The following is an 18747-nucleotide window of genomic DNA, read 5'->3' as shown; positions in this document are numbered from 1 at the left end:
TAAAAAATGATTTGACACCGGACATAAAAAAAGCACCTCTTAGGTGCGATTTTACATTTAAAGGATTGGCGGAATGGACGGGACTCGAACCCGCGCCCCCCTGCGTGACAGGCAGGTATTCTAACCAGCTGAACTACCACTCCGCAGATTTTATGTTGATGTTCGACTTAACGAACTCAAGATTAAGGAGTAAACAAAAATTGGCGGAATGGACGGGACTCGAACCCGCGACCCCCTGCGTGACAGGCAGGTATTCTAACCAGCTGAACTACCACTCCGTTTAAGTGCTGCGTATCATAATGACCGCCCGTTATCTCGTCAATCTTTTTTTTCGATTTCAACTTCGGATGTTTATTTAATGCACGGGCTCATCATTCATTCGTAAATCCCACACGCATTTTCCGCCACTTTTTTTATTAATCATTTTTAATAATTCCAAATGTGCCTGAATCTCGCCTTCATTAGGTCGTAACACATTTAAATTATCGGAAAAAACGACTGCATTCGGCTCCGGTTCGATTTTATTTTCTTCCGTTGCAACGATAATCACAGGTACGTCCTCATCTTCTTCTGCAAACAAACTGGTTTGTCCGCCGGTCATGGAAAGATAAACGTCTGCCAAAATTTCCGCATCCAGCAACGCGCCGTGCAAGGTACGCTTGCTGTTATCAATGCCCAAACGATCGCATAATGCATCCAAATTATTGCGTTTACCGGGATACATTTGGCGCGCCATTTGCAAGGTATCTGTCACCACGCAAACATCTGTGGTTTTCACATCCAAGCCAATTTTACGAAATTCATAATCCATAAAGCCCACATCAAAGGGCGCGTTATGAATTAACAATTCGGCGCCTTTAATATAATCTAAAAATTCCTGTGCGACGGCTTTAAATTCCGGTTTATCCGCAAGCATTTCATCGGTAATACCGTGAACTTTGATCGCCTCCGGATCCACCGGGCGATTCGGATTAATATAAATATGAAAATTATTGCCGGTGTAACGACGATTAACCAATTCTACCGCACCGATTTCAATAATACCGTGCCCTTCGTAATGGGCACCGAGCTGGTTCATCCCCGTGGTTTCCGTATCAAGCACAATCTGGCGAGTCGGATTTATCATTTGTTCAACCTATGCCTTTCCATTAAAATGTGCGCCATTTTACACAACAACCATTTTGTTATGCAAAAACAGATTGAAATTTTTACCGACGGCTCTTGCTTAGGTAACCCGGGAGCAGGCGGCATCGGTGTCGTACTTCGTTATAAACAACACGAAAAGCACCTTTCCAAAGGTTACTTCAAAACCACCAACAACCGAATGGAATTACGCGCTGTCATCGAAGCGTTAAAAAGTTTGAAAGAACCTTGTCACATTACCCTTTATAGCGACAGCCAGTATATGAAAAACGGCATTACACAATGGATTTTTAATTGGAAAAAAAATAATTGGAAATCAAGCCAAGGCAAACCTGTCAAAAACCAAGACTTGTGGACCGCATTGGACGCTGAGATTTCGCGTCACCAAATTCATTGGGAATGGGTAAAAGGCCATGCCGGGCATCGTGAAAATGAGATTTGCGACGAATTGGCCAAAAAAGGGGCAGAAAATCCGACTTTAGAAGATGTGGGTTACATAGAAAATTAAATATAGAAAATTAAATATGATGACTGAAGTTTTTCTTAATGGTAAGAGCGCTGTTACTTTAGCGACTCTTGCTTTTTTGGAGAATTTTTTCAACATCAACGTATCTTTTTAGGTTTTACTGCATAAAAAATGTGATCTTGATCTGATATTTGAAAAATTGTAAGCGTTTTCCGTTGACATAAAAATAGCTTTTTGTAATGATTCGGACCGTCCATTTAGGCGGTTGACATTTTCAGTAAGAAAAAGTTCAATCTTGGTCGTTAATACACCAATAAGGAATAACAATTATGAAAAAAACACTAGCAGCATTAATCGTAGGTGCATTTGCCGCATCAGCAGCAAACGCAGCAGTCGTTTATGAAAATGAAGGAACTAAAGTTGAATTAAACGGTTCTCTTCGTGTGATTATGGAAAAAGGTAGCGTTAAAAAAACTAACGCAGCCGGGGTTTCCACAAAAACAACAAATTCTGCATTACGTAACGCAGGTTCACGTTTCGGTTTAAACGTTAAACATAACCTAGATAACGATTTCTATGCATTAGGTCGTTTAGAGTTCCGTTTTGATGATACTGAATCTCGCGATGAATTTGGTAGCATTTACACCAAACGTGCTTATGTCGGTTTAGGTAGTAAAGCAACCGGTGATATCACTTTCGGTCGTCAACTTACTATCGCTGATGATTTAAGTCAATCTAACGATTACGAATACGGTATCGTACCAAAAGGTAAGTACATCCCGACTTCAGGTACCGGCGTAGTACGTTATGACTATAAAGGTGTTGAAGGTTTACAAGTAAGCGCAAACTACAATTTTGGTCAAAAACATGATGAGAAAGGTAGACCGCTTAGAGTTGGTATCAAAGGCGCGTTTGGTGTAGGTGCACTCTACGCACAAAATGACTACGATGTTCGTTTCGCATATGGTCATACAAATTATGAAACCGGCTCAAACGCATCTCATCGTAAAGACGGTTACTTAGCATCTTTAAGCTACAAATTCGGTGATTTCAAATTACTTGGTGATTTTGGTTACGCACATGAGAAAGAAGGTAACGACAAAACAGATAAATTCTATGTTTCACCAGGTTTCGAATACCAAGTCCTAGCAAAATCTAAAGTTTATGGTAACTATCTTTATGAACGTGTAAAAACTGATGAAGTGAAAAAACAAAAAACTCACGGTTTCTTACTTGGCGCAGACTACAAACTTCATAAACAAGTTGTTGTATTCTTAGAAGGCAAATACTTACGTACTAAAGAATACACTGGTGCGCACTACACTTATAACGGTAAAAAAGATGATAAAGCTATCGGTGTAGGTATGCGTGTATTCTGGTAATTGGTAAACCAGATAAAAACTAATGATAAAAGGCGAATCGAAAGATTCGCCTTTTTCATACCTTCAATGCGGTGCTCAAAACAAAGTTCATTGAAGGTCAATATTATCGATGCATTTATTTTTGGCTGCAAACCGCAATAAAATGCAATTTATGTTCAGGATCATTAAAGGTTTTGAACATACGTATAAATTGCTCTCGGTTTTCCGCTTTCATTGCATTTTTGATGATTTTCAACGTGCCTAAAACGCCTTCGTCGTAAATCATGCCTTTTGGTGAAAGCAAGGTCATTTCGCCCGAAAACGTATCCACGTTGCGAAAACCGCTCGCTTGAAAAAGCGCTTTCCAGCCCTCTTTCGTTAATGGCGTCACCGTCACGTTAATCGCTTTGCGCATATTTTCAAGAATCACCTGATGGTCGTCACCAACCAACATCACATCGTGCGTAAGCAAAAAACCACCCGGTTTTAATACGCGGAAGTATTCTGTAATCGCTTTCTTTTTCGCTTCCACCGGTAGCATTGTCAGCATTGCTTCGTTAATCACGATATCAAAAGTTTCATCTGCAAAAGGTAATTTCATTGCATTGGCACGCTGCACATGAATTTTATCTTGCAAGCCGTTTGCCGCAATGTTGGCTTTGGCTTTTTCCAAGGCATTTTCGTCCAAATCCACGCCTTCAATATGGCAACCAAACCGTTTTGCAAGCCCAATTGCGGTCGTACCCATATTGCAGGCGACTTCCAGAACTTTTTTGTTTTGATTGAAATCACCATTTGCAATTAACCAATCCGTTGCTTTTTTACCCCCCGGACGTAAACGGGTTTTACCCAAACGGGCTAAAAAATTGTGTCCTACTTCATCCTTTGCCATTACTGTTCTCCTACTAATAAACTTGGTTTTTATATTATAGATAAAAATTATTCTTATTAAAGTAGAACGCCAAAAAATAATCCGGCTCTAAAGCCGGATTAAGAAGACAAAACAAACCTTAAGTGCTTTGCAAAATTGTGATCCAATTTTAGCACCGCATTGAAAGCCTAATTTGGCTTCCATTCCCCATTTAACACGCTGCCAATCACTTCATAATTTGCCGTAAATACCGCAAGATTCGCCACTTTGCCTTTTTCCACGGAACCTAAACGGTTATCCACACCGATAGCGCGAGCCGGATAAAGATTACTCATTCGGAGGGCTTCAGCAAGCGGAATTTCGACATATTCCACTGCATTTCTAACGGATTCCATCATCGTAATCGAGGCTCCGGCGATGGTGCCGTTAGCGTCATAACAGCGTCCGTTTTTCACATAAATAGTTTTCCCCACGAAAGTAAAACGCTCCAATTCAGGGCCGGCACCGGCGGCGGCTAAAGAGTCAGTGACGATACAAAGTTTGTCGCCTTTGATCTTTTTATCAATACGCACATTACCGAAATTCACATGTACGCCATCTACGATAATTCCCGTATAGACATCGGAATCCAGCACCGCACCTACTACCCCCATAGTACGACCGGAACTGATTGGCGACATCGCGTTGTGCAAGTGCGTAGCAAAACTTGCGCCCTTGCGGAATGCCTCTTTCGCTACTTCATAGGTTGCATTGGAATGCCCGACAGAAACGATAATACCGCTTTTCACAAAGTCAGGTGTGTAATTAATGGTCGGATTTTCAGCTGCAATAGTAATTTTCGTAATCACATCAGCATTTTCACAAAGAAAATCTTTCATTTCCGATGTAATTTCACGTATATATTCCGGACGGTGTACTCCTTTCTTCTCTACGCTAATAAACGGGCCTTCAATATGTAAGCCAAGTGCTTGATTTTTATGCTTATTTAAATAATCACGCATAATCTTGACCGCACTTTTGATATTTTCATCGGGCGCTGTAATAAACGTCGGGAGAAAACTGGTGCAGCCCGATTTTAAATTGGTGGCTTGCATAATTTCTAAAGTTTCCACACTGGTTTGATCGTTAAACATCACGCCGCCACAGCCATTAAGTTGTAGATCAATAAAGCCCGCGGTTAAATTATTACCTTGTAAATCAATGGTTTTAATATCTGAATTCAGTTCATTTTGCGGAATTACGGCATCAATGATTTCGCCGTTAATCACTACCGCGTAATCGCGCAGCACATCATATTTTGTGTAAATGACACAGTTCGTTAATGCGTATTTCATATTCCCTTCCTAAAAATCTGTTAAAAAATAACCGCACTTTCGTGCGGTGTTGTGAGATTATGAGAGCACGCTATGGATCGCGTGTTGTTCCAATTCATTAAAATATTTTACCGTTTTCACTTTTAGCTCTTGTTGTGCCGCTTCATCGCACACCAAAATAAAGTGTCGATGCAGCTGCAATGCGGTCACCGTCCATAAGTGGTTTACAGAACCTTCAACCGCTGCTTGTACCGCGAGGGCTTTTTGATGACCGGTGGCGAGAATCATCACTTCTTCCGCATCTAACAAGGTTGCCACGCCAATGCTCAAAGCATATTTCGGTACTTTATTAACATCGTTATCAAAGAAACGAGAATTGGCAATCAAAGTATCTTGCGTTAATGTTTTAATCCGCGTGCGAGAACTCAACGAAGAAGCGGGCTCATTAAAAGCGATATGACCATCAACGCCGACGCCGCCCATAAACAAATTAATTTTGCCGTAAGATCTGATTTTTTCTTCATATTGACGACATTCTTCGTCATGATCGGCGGTATTGCCGTTTAAAATATGAATGTTTTGCGGTTGAATATCCACATGATTGAAGAAATTGTTATACATAAAGCTGTGATAACTTTCCGGATGATCTTCCGGTAAACCGACATATTCGTCCATGTTAAAGGTAACAACATATTTAAAACTCACCTCGCCGGCTTGATAAAGTTTGATAAGTTCCCGGTAAGTTTTAAGCGGCGTTCCGCCTGTCGGCAAACCTAATACAAACGGGCGTTCCGCCGTCGGTTTAAAATGATTGATACGATCGACGATATGACGCGCCGCCCAACGACTGACTTGTTGCTCTGTAGTTAGAGGGATAAGACGCATAGTTAAGCTCCTTTTATTTTGACCGATGCCATATATTTTCCGTTATAAAGAATGTGCGGAAAGCGGAAAGAAGGGGCTCCAATGCGGTGCTAATTTGACACTCCGTTGCACCTTTGCCCCTGTTGCTTCCGCATAAACAGAAGAAATACTTCAGTCAATTTTCCATTAATCTATAAAAATTTTGCTTTTAATTCTTTTGCTTTGGCAAGTTGTTCCGGCGTTGCTTTGGCCGTCATCGGTTCGCGACAATAACCGGCTTCTACACCGTCAAGTTTTAACAATTCTTTGATAGTTAAATATAAGCCGTTTGCCAAAATGCCTTCGATTAAATCATTTGTCACGTGTTGAATTTCAAGCGCTTCTTTGATTTTACCGGCTTTTGCCAATTCGAAAATTTGACGAGCGCGTACACCGTTGACGTTGAAGGTTGAACCAATCGCGCCGTCCACGCCTAAAGAAGCGGCCGGTAGCATCATTTCATCGAAACCCGCCCAGATTAAGTGGTTCGGATAAGCTTTTTTCAAGCGTTCCAACAAATAGAAATCACCTGCGGTGAATTTCACGCCAAGCACTTTTGGATTTTTATACAATTCGCCGAATTGCTCGATCCCCATATTTACCCCGGTAAGAAACGGAATCGAATACACAATCATATTGTTACCGGTCTCGTCAATGATGGTATTGTAGTAATGCTTAATTTCTGGGAAGGTAAACTTGTAGTAGAACGGCGTGACCGCAGAAAGGCTGTCATAGCCTAGTTCAGTGGCGTATTTACCGAGTTCTACCGCCTCTTTTAAGTTTACACTGCCCACTTGAGCGATAAGCGCTACGGCATCTTTGGCTTCATCTTTGGCAATACGGAAGATTTCTTTCTTCTCTGCGGTAGAAAGCATAAAGTTCTCACCGGTGGAGCCGCCTACATATAAGCCGTCCACTTTCATTTTGTCGATGTTATAACGAATAATTTGGCGCAATCCTTTTTCATTGATCGAACCGTCTTCGTTAAATGACACTAATAATGCACTGAAAATACCTTTTAAATTACGCATAATTTTCTCCTATTTTATACGTTGTTCTAGAATGACATTGAGCGTTTTTTGCTTCGTTTCTACCGCTCGTTCCTGTTCGCCTTGCACCAGTAAAGCGTAAATTAAATCTAATACAAAAAGCTGGGCGATTTTGGTACCAATGGAATCCCCTTGTAATTTTCCTTGTTTGTTGCCGTTCACCAACACATAATCTGCCGATTCGGTCACCGGTGAACGTAAACTATGGGTAATTGCAACGGTTGTTGCGCCATTTTGCTTGGCTATTTTTAATGTATGAGCCGTTTCTTGCGAATAACCCGAATGGCTAAGGCCAATAGCAACATCATTAGGCTTCAACAATGCCGCTTGCATATACATAAAATGATTATTGCCCGTAGCATCCACTTGAAAGCCAATACGCATCAATTTATTTTTCGCTTCTTCCGCTGTAATACCGGAAGATCCCGCTCCGCATAAAAAAATGCGATTAGCCTGTCGAATCGCAGCAACAACACCTTCTAATTGTTTGAAGTCCAATAAATTAATCGTTTCATTAACGACATTAGAAATCGAACTCTGCAATTTTTGCGCGATATGAAAAGAACTGTCATTATGAGTAATATCCGTTTCCAATAGCGGATTATTGCGATTGTCTTTCGTGGCAAGTTCAATGGAAAGTTCCAGTTTAAAATCACTAAACCCCTTAAATCCCACGGAACGGCAAAAACGTACAAACGTTGCCTCTCCTACATCCAAATGCTCGGCAATTTCTGAAAGAGGGCACTGTACGACAAGATCAGGTGACATTAAGATCGTGTCGGCAATTTTTTTCTCGGTTTTGGTTAAGCTCTGATACAAAGAGCTAATCGTATTCAATACATTGCCGTTTCTAGCCATATCTCGCCTCCCAACCAACTCGAGCTAATAAAATATCTTTCACCCAATAGGCGGCACCAACCAATCCGGCATCTTGCTCAAATCGAGCCGATTCAATTTCGCAACGATAAATTTCCGGCATTTCATCAAGAAAACGGCGAATCAAGGGCAAATATCCTTCAGCCAGGCCAATACTACCGCCGACCACGACTTTTTGCATATCCAAACTAATTTTTAAATCCGCGATTAAATTAGCAATCGCACGCGCAGAACGCTCTATAAGGGCGATTGCTTTCTGGTCATTTTTTCTAAAGCGTTCAAATACTTCTTTGGGTGAACAGGGAACATCCCAAGTCGAGGCTTCAGCCTCAATCGCCCGCCCGGCCGCCACTGCTTCTACACAACCACGCCGACCACAACCGCATTCAGGGCCGTTCGGATCGGCAAGTGTATGTCCAATATGACCAGCAATACCATTGGGTTCGGTCAAAAGTTGGCGGTTCACAATCAATCCTCCGCCAACACCTGTTGAAACGGTTATAAACGCAAAATTTGTTAATTTACTTTGATCTTGCAGCTGATATTCTGCATAAGCAGCCGCCTGAACATCATTCAGCAAGCCTATCGGTTTATCGGTATGACGGGCAATGCTTTCTTTTAACGGAAATTCCGCCAAGCCACCTAAATTTTTAGGATTCAGAGCGGTTAAAATACCGTGATTTATTATGCCGGTAGATGCGACTGCAACATAATCAAACTGCCCCGCATAATCCACTAACAGTTGCGCAAGCGCATTATGCAATGCATGCGCAGCGTTATCTTGTGGCGTAGCGATTTGTTGGCGTTGGATAATTTCGCCATCCTTGACAATGGCCGCTGCAATTTTTGTACCGCCGATATCAAGAGCTAAACAACGCATAAGTCATCCTTTTCTTGTTTCAATATGAAGAACTATTTCGCTGATTTCACCGCCGCTGCAAACCAACTAACGAGATGTTCAAGACGAGTCAGCGCTGAACCGACAGTCACGAAATCAGCTCCAATTTCAATTGCAGTTTTAGCAAGTTCAGGCGTGTTGTAACGCCCTTCCGCCATAACGCGGCAACCGGCTTTCTTGAGATCTTTGACCAGTTGATAATCAGGTTCTTTAGGCACTACGCCACCGGTATAGCCCGACATCGTGCTACCGATAATATTAAAACCCAATTTTTGACAATGTAAGCCTTCTTCTAAATTGGAGCAATCTGCCATCGCAAGACAACCTAATTCATGGATTTTCTTAACTGCACTTTCAAGCTCAACCGGACGCGGACGATGAGTTCCATCTACCGCGATAATATCCGCGCCGGCTTTAGCAAGCGCTTCAATGTCGTGCAAGAAGGGAGTGATCCGAATTGGGCTATCTGGCAAATCGCGTTTTACGATACCAATAATCGGTACCTGTACGGTTGGCCGAGCAGCCTTTAAATTTTCAACGCCTTCAATACGAAGGCCGGCCGCTCCGCCAATAACGGAAGCTTGTGCCATGGCAGCGACGATTTCCGGCTTATCCATCGGGCCGTCATCTACCGGCTGGCAAGAAGCAATTAAGCCATGTTGAATGCGTTGAAAAACCTGTTCATGTGATAATTTAGACATATTAGACTCCTCGTTTGTATTTGGGCTTTAGTCATACTAGCCAAAGTCTCACGTCATATTGCAATATTACGTTACCGAATCACATTATATAGAAATAAAATTTCATTTTGAAATATTTTGTGAAGTAAATTTTCTTTAATGTGATCAATGTCTCAGTTTTGAAATAAAACTCCATAATCTATTTTAAAAATATTTTTTTACTCTTAGAATGAGTGCGAATAAATCATTTTGGCTGCAGTTTTGCCAAAACCCATTCTCATGATCACACTATCAACCTAAATAGTTACCAATAGGAGCAATACTATGAAATTCACTAAGCTTTTCCTTACCGCAGCAATCGCATTAGGTATCTCCTCTGCCGCTAACGCCGCAGACTATGATTTAAAATTCGGTATGAATGCGGGTACTTCTTCTAACGAGTACAAAGCGGCCGAAATGTTTGCCAAAGAAGTGAAAGAAAAATCCAACGGCAAAATTGAAATTTCTCTTTACCCAAGTTCCCAATTAGGTGACGACCGCGCCATGTTAAAACAATTAAAAGACGGTGCGTTGGATTTCACTTTTGCAGAATCCGCGCGTTTCCAATTGTTCTATCCTGAAGCCGCTGTGTTTGCTCTGCCTTATGTGATCAGCGACTACAGCGTGGCACAAAAAGCCTTATTCGGCACCGCATTCGGTAAAGATTTAATCCAAAAAATGAACAAGGATTTAGGTTTAACATTATTATCCCAAGCCTATAACGGTACACGCCAAACCACCTCTAACCGCGCAATCAACAGCATTGCCGACATGAAAGGCTTAAAATTACGCGTACCAAACGCTGCAACCAACTTGGCGTATGCAAAATACGTAGGTGCCTCCCCAACACCAATGGCATTCTCTGAAGTGTATTTAGCACTACAAACTAACTCTGTTGACGGTCAAGAAAACCCATTAGCCACGGTTCAAGCACAAAAATTCTATGAAGTGCAAAAATATTTGGCGATGACCAACCATATCTTAAATGACCAACTTTATTTGGTAAGTAACGAAACCTTCGCAGATTTACCGGAAGATTTACAAAAAGTAGTCAGAGACGCCGCCCAAAAAGCTGCAGAATACCACACCAAATTATTCGTTGACGGTGAAAAAGAATTAGTGACTTTCTTTGAAAAACAAGGTGTCACCGTGACCCATCCGGATCTTGCGCCATTCAAAGAAGCCATGAAACCTTTCTATGCTGACTTTGTAAAACAAACCGGTGCAAAAGGCGAAGAAGCCCTCAAACAAATTCAAGCTATCAGCAAATAATACGCTTATTCGTGTGCCTGTTTCGGCAGGCACGCTTTTTCTCTCCTTTATTATTCAACGGAGTTGAATATGAAAATCTTTAATAAACTCGAAGAATGGATCGGTGGGGCATTATTCCTCGTGATATTCTGCATTCTTGTTTTGCAAATTCTGTTCAGACAAGCTTTCCACTCTCCACTCATTTGGAGTGAAGAACTTGCCAAATTGCTGTTCGTTTATGTCGGTATGCTCGGCATTAGCGTTGCCGTCAGAAAACAAGAGCACGTTTATATCGACTTCTTGACTAACTTAATGCCACCGGCAGTCAAAAAAATCACCAACACATTCGTACAAATCGTGATTTTCCTTGGGGTGATTTTCTTTATCCACTTTGGTATCAAAACCTATTTAGGTGCCAGCTTCCCGATTGATGCGTTAGGCGGTATTTCTGAAAAATGGATTTATGCTTCCTTACCCATTATTGCCGTATTAATGCTCGTTCGCTTCTTCCAAGCGCAAGCAGACAACTTCAAACAAAACAAAAGTTATTTACCGGCAACCTTCTTTATCGTAAGTGCGGTCGTTTTATTAGGCATTTTATTCCTGGCCCCTGACTGGTACAAAGCCCTACGCGTAACCGAATATGTCAAATTTGGCTCCAATGCAGTCTATGTGGCATTGCTCTTCTGGTTAGTCATCATGTTCTTGGGCGTACCGGTAGGTTGGTCATTATTTATCACTACCCTACTCTACTTCTCCATGACCCGTTGGAACGTGGTCAATGCGGCCTCTGAAAAACTCACCATGAGTTTGAATAGCTTCCCACTCCTTGCTGTGCCATTCTATATTCTTACCGGGATTTTAATGAACACCGGCGGTATCACCGAACGTATCTTTAACTTCGCCAAAGCCTTACTGGGCCACTACACCGGCGGTATGGGGCACGTTAATATCGGTGCAAGCTTGTTATTCTCCGGTATGTCCGGTTCTGCACTTGCCGATGCGGGTGGTTTAGGTCAATTGGAAATCAAAGCCATGCGTGATGCAGGCTATGATGATGACATCTGCGGCGGTATTACGGCAGCCTCTTGTATCATCGGTCCATTGGTTCCGCCAAGTATTGCCATGATCATTTACGGTGTTATCGCGAACGAATCCATTGCAAAACTCTTTATTGCCGGCTTCGTACCGGGGGTATTAGTCACCATCGCGCTCATGGCAATGAACTACTACATCTCCAAAAAACGCGGTTACCCAAGAACACCAAAAGCGACCCGTGAAGAACTTTGCACGTCATTCAAAAGAGCATTCTGGGCAGTTTTAACCCCAATTTTGATTATCGGCGGTATCTTCTCCGGTTTATTCAGCCCGACAGAATCTGCGGTAGTTGCAGCAACCTATTCTGTGATTATCGGTAAATTCGTCTATAAAGAATTAACCTTGAAAATGCTCTTCAACAGCTGTGTGGAAGCGATGTCCATTACCGGTGTTGTTGCCTTAATGATTATGACCGTCACCTTCTTCGGTGACATGATCGCCCGTGAACAAGTGGCAATGCGTATTGCTGACATCTTCGTTGCCGTGGCGGATTCTCCGTTAATGGTGTTAGTCATGATCAATGCCTTGTTATTGTTCCTCGGTATGTTCATTGACGCCTTAGCATTACAATTCCTTGTCTTGCCAATGTTAATTCCAATCGCCATGCAATTCGGTATCGACCTTGTGTTCTTCGGTGTTATGACAACCTTGAACATGATGATCGGCATCTTAACCCCACCAATGGGTATGGCATTATTCGTGGTCGCACGTGTGGGTAACATGTCCGTGTCCACCGTAACGAAAGGTGTATTGCCGTTCTTAATCCCGATTTTCGTGACCTTGGTGTTAATCACCATCTTCCCAAGTATCATCACATTCATTCCGAATTTGTTAATACCTTAGGACACTAAAAGTGCGGTTGCAAAACGCAGTAAATTTGAACCGCACTTTCTTACCCTACACATAAAAGACCTATTCTGCCGTTGACGAATAGCCCAAATCACTCCAAACGAGGTTTATTATGACATTTCAAAAAACAACATTCGCCACCCTCTTCTTAGTGGCAACCACTTTTGCAGTAACCGCACACGCTGCTGCTTATCCTGATTTACCGGTCGGTATTAAAAGCGGTGCCGGTGCGTTAATTGGCGATACCGTTTATGTCGGCTTAGGTACAGGCGGCGATAAATTCTATGCGTTAGATTTAAAAACCCCGAACGCGCAATGGAAAGAAATCGCCACATTCCCGGGCGGTGACCGTAACCAACCGGTGGCAGCGGCTGTTGACGGCAAATTGTATGTCTTCGGCGGATTACAAAAAAATGAAAAAGGCGAATTGCAATTCGTCAACGATGCCTACAGCTACAACCCGGCCGATAATACCTGGAACAAATTACCCACCCGCTCGCCACGCGGTTTAGTTGGTTCCAGCGGCGCTTCTCACGGTGATAAAGTGTACATCGTAGGCGGTTCCAACCTTTCAATCTTCAATGGTTTCTTCCAAGACACCGTTGCAGCAGGGGAAGATAAAGCGAAAAAAGATGAAATCACCAAAGCCTATTTTGAACAACGTCCGGAAGACTATTTCTTCACCACTGAATTGTTAAGCTATGAACCATCTACCAATAAATGGCGCAACGAAGGTCGCATACCCTTCTCCGGTCGTGCCGGTGCGGCATTTACCATTCAAGGTGATGATTTAGTTGTCGTGAACGGTGAAATCAAACCGGGCTTGCGTACGGCAGAAACCCATTCCGGTAAATTCACTGCGAAAGGCGTTCAATGGAAAAACTTACCTGATTTACCGGCACCAAAAGGTCAAAGCCAAGATGGTTTAGCAGGGGCGATGGCAGGTTACAGCCACGGTCATTACTTAGTCACCGGCGGTGCAAACTTCCCGGGTTCCGTAAAACAATTTAAAGAAGGTATGCTTCACGCCCATAAAGGCTTAAGCAAAGCCTGGCATAAAGATGTTTACACGTTGAATAAGGGTAAATGGAATATCATTGGAGAATTACCAATGAATATTGGCTATGGTGTATCAGTTTCTTACGGAGATAAAATCTTGCTTATCGGCGGTGAAACTGATGGCGGAAAAGCACTAACATCAGTGAAAACTATGAGTTATGACGGTAAAAAATTAACTATTGAATAATTCACGACAAAAAACTGATGAGTAAGGAGACTTGCAAGCTTTTTACGAAATAATATCGTGCTTGTTCGAAACGGAAATTACCCTCATAAAATAGCACCGCATTGGAAAGGGCTCCAATGCGGTGCTATTTTTATAAAACAAATTCATGCCTAGATTTGTTACAGCTCAATTAAAGATAATCAGTGAAGACTCAATAGCTCAAACAATCCTTAGACAAACATCGTCTTTTATACAGCGATTTCTCAAATACTATCTTACACCATAAACCACGATAGTTTTGCCGTGGGCGTGAATCAAATTCTGATCTTCAAGCATCTTAATAATTCGTCCAACGGTTTCACGGGAACAACCGACCATTTGTCCGATTTCTTGACGGGTTATTTTAATTTGCATTCCATCCGGGTGAGTCATGGCTTCCGGTTGTTTTGCCAGGTTAATCAAGGTTTGCGCAATACGACCTGCCACATCTAAAAATGCCAAATTACTCACTTGACGTGAAGTATTTTGTAAACGGCGAGCGAGTTGTGCCGTTAAAAACATTAATATTTCAGGGTTAACTTGAATAAGTTGGCGATATTTTCTGTAGGAGATTTCTGCGACCTCGCAAGGTGTTTTCGTTTTTACCCAAGCGGAGCGTTTTGATCCCTCATCAAACAAACCGGCTTCACCAAAAAATTCGCCAGCGCCAAGATAAGTTAAAATCATCTCTTTGCCTTCGTCATCTTTCGCCGAAACCGTTACCGATCCCTTAATGATATAATAAAGCGTCGTCGCTTCTTCCCCGGCATGAATTAATGTCGATTTAGCCGGGTATTTATGCAAATGGCAATGTGTCAAAAACCAATCTAAAACAGGGTCACGCGTAATTTGTTGAGGTTGTTCTTCCCTCTGTTCGAACGCAAGATTAATACCAATGCGATCTGACATATTGACTCCTTATCAATCCCTATTAAAAAATTCCATTTTATCTTTTATGTCAATGGATTCGTGCAATTCCGACCAGACTATCACCGCATCTCCATTGCGGATCTTGGTTAATAATTGTTGTTTCTTTCGGGAGAGCGAAATTTCCTCTGTACCGTAATCCGTCCCTTCGCGTAATACTATGCTTTCAGCTATATTATCAAGCGTTGTCGGGTCTAAATTCTGCCACGGAATAATCATATATTTCCCCAAGAAAGTCAATTAAGCCCAAATCAACTCAAGAAAAGAGCGGCTCAATAAAACGCCACTGTTGCTCAAAAGATTGGTTCGAGGTCATACGGAAATTAGTTCGGACATAACGCATAAACTGCCCTTCACAAAGGGTCACCAAATGCGCGGCAATAATGCGCACATCTACATCAAAACCTTTGCCTTCGCGCAATTTTCGCATTTGCAAAATATTTACAAATTGCATTTCCAGGCGATCAAAAAACTGCGCAACCCGAACCTGCAACTGCGGTGCTTCAAACATCAACGCATGCCCAGTCAAAATTCGTGTTAATCCCGGATTTTTACGTGCGAAATCTAAGATCATTTGTAAAATATCATGTACACGATGCATCGTATTGGTTTCATTACGAATCGATGTATTGATTCGGCTGAGCAAATTACTTTCAATGCTATCAATCAAAGCTTCAAACATTTTTGTTTTGCTGGGAAAATAGCGATAAAGCGCTGCTTCCGACACCCCCACTTCTTGCGCCAAACGCGCCGTAGTCATACGCTCCATACCGCGTTCAGAATGAAGCATATGGGTAAGTACCGTTAGTACTTGCTGCTGCCGTTCTTTTACCGTGCGTTTTTCAATTTTCGGCATTTTCATTTCCAGTTTAACGGTTTCTACACCATCTAAAGATAATTGTTCTTCAACCATAAGTTATTGTTTACCCGAATGCCCAAAACCACCCTCTCCGCGTTCGGTTCGTTCAAAATCCTGCACAATATTAAATTCTGCTTGTACAATCGGCAAGAAAACCAACTGCGCAATGCGGTCCCCAATTTCAATGCGGAAGGGGACGCTTCCGCGATTCCACATCGAGACCATTAACGGACCTTGGTAATCAGAATCAATGAGCCCAACCAAATTACCTAATACAATGCCATGTTTATGTCCCAAACCAGAACGTGGCAGAATTACCGCAGCAAGATTCGGATCCGCAATATAAATGGATAACCCGGTCGGAATTAGCTTTGTTTCGCCCGGTTGAATTTCAACGTATTCATCCGTCAATGCGCGTAAATCCAAGCCGGCCGATCCGGCGGTCGCATAACTGGGCAAGGGAAACTGCTCTCCAATACGATTATCCAAAATTTTCACATCGATTTTCTTCATTTTAATTCTCCTTCAAAGTGCGGCTAAAAAAGTGCGGCTAAAAAACGCTTTCAAAATAATTAAGTTTTAATTTATTTGCCGATAACGTGCGACAATTTCAGTCGCCAACTCCCGTGCTAAATCTGTTTTTGATTTTAATGAAAGAGTCTTACCGCCAGTTTTCCAAAAAAGCTGCAACATATTTTCATCCGTATTGAACGCTTGCCCGCCTGATACATCGTTAGCACAAATCATATCCAAATTTTTCCGTTGTAATTTGTCTTGTGCGTAATCTGTCAAATTTTGCGTTTCGGCCGCAAAACCGACAGTAAACGGACGATTTTCGGATAAATGTGCCACCTCCGCAATAATGTCAGGATTTCTAATTAATTTTAACGAAAGTTCCTCGCCCGATTTTTTGATTTTCTGAGCGGATACTTCTGCTAAGCGATAATCTGCGACGGCTGCACAACCGATAAAAATCTGATTTTCGACCGCGCTTTTAAGGGCGGCTTGGCACATTTCTTGCGCAGAAGTCACATCCACCCGAGTTACATTTTGCGGTGTCAACAAATTCACCGGCCCGCTAATTAAGGTGACATTCGCGCCTCTTTCGGCAAAAGCCGTAGCCAGCGCAAAGCCCATTTTGCCCGAACTATGATTGGAAATATAACGCACAGGATCAATCGCTTCACGCGTTGGACCAGCCGTAATCGCAACACTTAAATCGCGTAAATCTTGGCTTTGCACGAAGAAATCGGAAAGTGCGGTAAAAATTTCCGTCGGTTCGGACATTCGCCCCGCGCCTATGTCACCGCAAGCTTGAACACCGCTATTCGGGCCGATAAGTCGCACCCCTCGGGCTTTCAATGCGGTTAGATTTTGCTGTGTAATCGATTGATGAAACATTTGCTGATTCATCGCCGGCGCAAGAAAAATCGGCGCACAAGTGGCTAAACAAATTGTTGAAAGTAAATCGTTCGCCATGCCCACGCTAAAACGTGCAATAAAATCTGCGCTGGCAGGCGCGATCAGCACCGCATTCGCCCACTTTGCCAATTCGATATGCCCCATGGCAAATTCCGCGTGCGGATCAAGCAACGATTGAGATACCAAATTACCGGAAATCGCCTGTAACGTCAGCGGAGTGACAAATTCTGCGGCGGCAGGCGTTAACACTACGCGCACTTCGGCCCCTGCTTTACGTAATAAACGAATTAATTCAATCGTTTTATATGCTGCAATACCGCCTGTAATACCAATAACAAAACGTTTTCCAGTTAGTTTCATTTGCTCTCCGTCATAATTTATCGCTGCTTAACCATTGTTTGTTAGTAGTTAACCACAATGGAGCCTATTTTACTTGAATTTACTCAAATAAAAACTTTTATTTTTGCGATCCGTTTCGCAAATCTTGTCGCTTTAATTCGCATTAAAACAAGGCATCGAACAAAATCCGCGATATTTTTAGCTCGACAATAATAAAAGGAAAAATGCAATCTCACGAATTAATGCCTCGCGAAAAATTATTGCAATTCGGCGCATCCGCCCTTTCAGATCGCGAACTTTTAGCCATTTTCCTGCGTACCGGTATAAAAGGTTGTCCCGTTATGCAACTTTCCGAACAAGTGTTAAAACATTTCGGTTCGCTTCGCGCCTTACTTTCAGCAAATCAGAAATCCTTTTGCGATATGAAAGGTTTAGGCATTACGCAATTTATTCAACTGCAAGCCACGACTGAAATGACAAAACGTTATCTTCAACAAGAAATATTTGCTTCACAAATTTTTCAAGAGTCCGAAATTGTCAAACTCTATTTGCACACAGAATTACAACATGAAGAACGTGAAGTATTTATGGTGTTATTTTTAGATAATCAGCATCGATTAATTAAAAAGGAACGGTTATTTCTAGGCACAATTAATGTTTCTACGGTTTATCCGCGCGAAATTATTAAAGAAGCGCTTTATTGTAATGCGGCGGCAATGATCTTAGCGCATAATCATCCTTCTGGCGTTTGTGAACCCAGTTATGCCGACCAAACCATTACACGAAAAATTATTGAAGCCGCAGATTTAATGGAAATTAGGATTTTAGATCACATAATTGTCGGAAAAAGCGATTGTTATTCTTTTGCGGAACACAATTTACTATAACGTTACCATCAAACTGCATATTTTTTTATCATTCGCATTTCGGAAAAACGCATTTCTACTTGAGAAATAAAAATAAAGTCAGTATAATTTGCGGCCTTTAATATAGTAAGCGGGTCGGATTAGCGCGACCTGACGAGGTAGCAGGCCGGTTTACCCCGGTTTAAACAGTCCGAACCGTAAGCTCGAGCTTATATTTAGTTATTGGAGATTATTATGTCTAGAGTTTGTCAAGTAACAGGCAAGCGTCCAGCT

At 42.2% G+C, this 18747-nt stretch carries 19 protein-coding genes and 2 tRNA genes; 6 read left to right on the top strand and 15 right to left on the bottom strand.

The window, feature by feature from the left end; translation table 11 throughout:
* Positions 1 to 66 precede the first annotated feature (66 nt).
* The 3 genes from ACO59Y_RS04055 to dnaQ form a co-directional block, all read right to left on the bottom strand.
* Positions 67 to 143 (bottom strand) — tRNA-Asp (locus ACO59Y_RS04055).
* Between the two features lie 58 nt (positions 144 to 201).
* Positions 202 to 278: transfer RNA gene (locus ACO59Y_RS04050), tRNA-Asp, on the bottom strand.
* A 77-nt stretch (positions 279 to 355) separates the two neighbouring features.
* Complete coding sequence (gene dnaQ / locus ACO59Y_RS04045; RefSeq protein ID WP_486130864.1) at positions 356 to 1126, bottom strand: DNA polymerase III subunit epsilon; 771 nt, start codon at positions 1124 to 1126, stop codon at positions 356 to 358.
* Positions 1127 to 1186: 60 nt separating this feature from the next.
* Here dnaQ and rnhA point away from each other — a divergent pair, with 60 nt between their 5' ends.
* Positions 1187 to 1651, top strand: coding sequence for a ribonuclease HI (rnhA, locus tag ACO59Y_RS04040; RefSeq protein ID WP_486130862.1), 465 nt, complete (start codon positions 1187 to 1189; stop codon positions 1649 to 1651).
* 287 nt (positions 1652 to 1938) lie between these two features.
* Positions 1939 to 2991, top strand: a complete 1053-nt coding sequence (locus ACO59Y_RS04035; RefSeq protein ID WP_486130860.1) for a porin — start codon at positions 1939 to 1941, stop codon at positions 2989 to 2991.
* Between the two features lie 115 nt (positions 2992 to 3106).
* On the opposite strand, the gene ACO59Y_RS04030 is transcribed toward ACO59Y_RS04035, so the two are convergent.
* From ACO59Y_RS04030 to ACO59Y_RS04000, 7 genes are all read right to left on the bottom strand, one after another.
* Positions 3107 to 3862, bottom strand: a complete 756-nt coding sequence (locus tag ACO59Y_RS04030; protein WP_486130858.1) for a class I SAM-dependent methyltransferase — start codon at positions 3860 to 3862, stop codon at positions 3107 to 3109.
* Positions 3863 to 4029: 167 nt separating this feature from the next.
* Positions 4030 to 5175 carry an N-acetylglucosamine-6-phosphate deacetylase gene (gene nagA / locus ACO59Y_RS04025; protein ID WP_486130856.1) on the bottom strand — a complete coding sequence of 382 codons (1146 nt, stop codon included), beginning with the start codon at positions 5173 to 5175 and terminating at the stop codon, positions 4030 to 4032.
* Positions 5176 to 5232: 57 nt separating this feature from the next.
* A complete protein-coding gene (gene nagB, locus ACO59Y_RS04020; protein WP_373603883.1) occupies positions 5233 to 6039 on the bottom strand; it encodes a glucosamine-6-phosphate deaminase in 807 nt (268 codons plus the stop codon).
* Between the two features lie 170 nt (positions 6040 to 6209).
* The gene (gene nanA, locus ACO59Y_RS04015; RefSeq protein ID WP_373603882.1) at positions 6210 to 7088 is read right to left on the bottom strand and encodes an N-acetylneuraminate lyase; all 879 of its coding nucleotides are present in this window, start codon (positions 7086 to 7088) and stop codon (positions 6210 to 6212) included.
* 9 nt (positions 7089 to 7097) lie between these two features.
* A complete protein-coding gene (locus tag ACO59Y_RS04010; RefSeq protein WP_373603881.1) occupies positions 7098 to 7964 on the bottom strand; it encodes a MurR/RpiR family transcriptional regulator in 867 nt (288 codons plus the stop codon).
* Complete coding sequence (locus tag ACO59Y_RS04005; protein ID WP_486130853.1) at positions 7957 to 8862, bottom strand: N-acetylmannosamine kinase; 906 nt, start codon at positions 8860 to 8862, stop codon at positions 7957 to 7959. The genes ACO59Y_RS04010 and ACO59Y_RS04005 overlap by 8 nt, the downstream gene beginning before the upstream one ends.
* A gap of 32 nt (positions 8863 to 8894) precedes the next feature.
* Positions 8895 to 9581 carry an N-acetylmannosamine-6-phosphate 2-epimerase gene (locus tag ACO59Y_RS04000; RefSeq protein WP_486130851.1) on the bottom strand — a complete coding sequence of 229 codons (687 nt, stop codon included), beginning with the start codon at positions 9579 to 9581 and terminating at the stop codon, positions 8895 to 8897.
* A gap of 303 nt (positions 9582 to 9884) precedes the next feature.
* Here ACO59Y_RS04000 and ACO59Y_RS03995 point away from each other — a divergent pair, with 303 nt between their 5' ends.
* From ACO59Y_RS03995 to ACO59Y_RS03985, 3 genes are all read left to right on the top strand, one after another.
* Positions 9885 to 10871: a sialic acid TRAP transporter substrate-binding protein SiaP gene (locus ACO59Y_RS03995; protein ID WP_486130849.1), complete on the top strand. Its 987-nt coding sequence runs from the start codon at positions 9885 to 9887 to the stop codon at positions 10869 to 10871.
* A gap of 69 nt (positions 10872 to 10940) precedes the next feature.
* A complete protein-coding gene (locus ACO59Y_RS03990; RefSeq protein WP_486130847.1) occupies positions 10941 to 12791 on the top strand; it encodes a TRAP transporter large permease subunit in 1851 nt (616 codons plus the stop codon).
* Positions 12792 to 12909: 118 nt separating this feature from the next.
* Entirely contained in the window at positions 12910 to 14043 is a 1134-nt protein-coding gene (locus tag ACO59Y_RS03985; RefSeq protein WP_486130845.1) for an N-acetylneuraminate epimerase, read from the top strand.
* A 249-nt stretch (positions 14044 to 14292) separates the two neighbouring features.
* Here the strand turns inward: ACO59Y_RS03985 and crp are convergent, their stop codons facing one another.
* The 5 genes from crp to coaBC all read right to left on the bottom strand — a co-directional run bounded on the left by crp (position 14293) and on the right by coaBC (position 17629).
* The gene (gene crp / locus ACO59Y_RS03980) at positions 14293 to 14970 is read right to left on the bottom strand and encodes a cAMP-activated global transcriptional regulator CRP (RefSeq protein WP_373603875.1); all 678 of its coding nucleotides are present in this window, start codon (positions 14968 to 14970) and stop codon (positions 14293 to 14295) included.
* 12 nt (positions 14971 to 14982) lie between these two features.
* Entirely contained in the window at positions 14983 to 15207 is a 225-nt protein-coding gene (locus ACO59Y_RS03975) for a YheU family protein (RefSeq protein WP_373603874.1), read from the bottom strand.
* 37 nt (positions 15208 to 15244) lie between these two features.
* Positions 15245 to 15901, bottom strand: a complete 657-nt coding sequence (gene slmA / locus ACO59Y_RS03970) for a nucleoid occlusion factor SlmA (protein WP_373603873.1) — start codon at positions 15899 to 15901, stop codon at positions 15245 to 15247.
* A gap of 3 nt (positions 15902 to 15904) precedes the next feature.
* Positions 15905 to 16360 (bottom strand): dUTP diphosphatase, encoded by a 456-nt coding sequence (gene dut, locus ACO59Y_RS03965; RefSeq protein WP_486130842.1) that lies wholly within the window; start codon positions 16358 to 16360, stop codon positions 15905 to 15907.
* A 66-nt stretch (positions 16361 to 16426) separates the two neighbouring features.
* Positions 16427 to 17629 carry a bifunctional phosphopantothenoylcysteine decarboxylase/phosphopantothenate--cysteine ligase CoaBC gene (coaBC, locus tag ACO59Y_RS03960; protein WP_486130840.1) on the bottom strand — a complete coding sequence of 401 codons (1203 nt, stop codon included), beginning with the start codon at positions 17627 to 17629 and terminating at the stop codon, positions 16427 to 16429.
* Positions 17630 to 17850: 221 nt separating this feature from the next.
* Between coaBC and radC the strand changes: the two genes are divergently transcribed.
* The gene (gene radC / locus ACO59Y_RS03955; protein WP_373604307.1) at positions 17851 to 18495 is read left to right on the top strand and encodes a RadC family protein; all 645 of its coding nucleotides are present in this window, start codon (positions 17851 to 17853) and stop codon (positions 18493 to 18495) included.
* Positions 18496 to 18747: the final 252 nt, after the last annotated feature.

Source organism: Rodentibacter sp., assembly GCF_057314195.1.
Note: the sequence above shows the minus strand (reverse complement) of the source record. Positions and strands in the feature narration are given on the sequence as shown.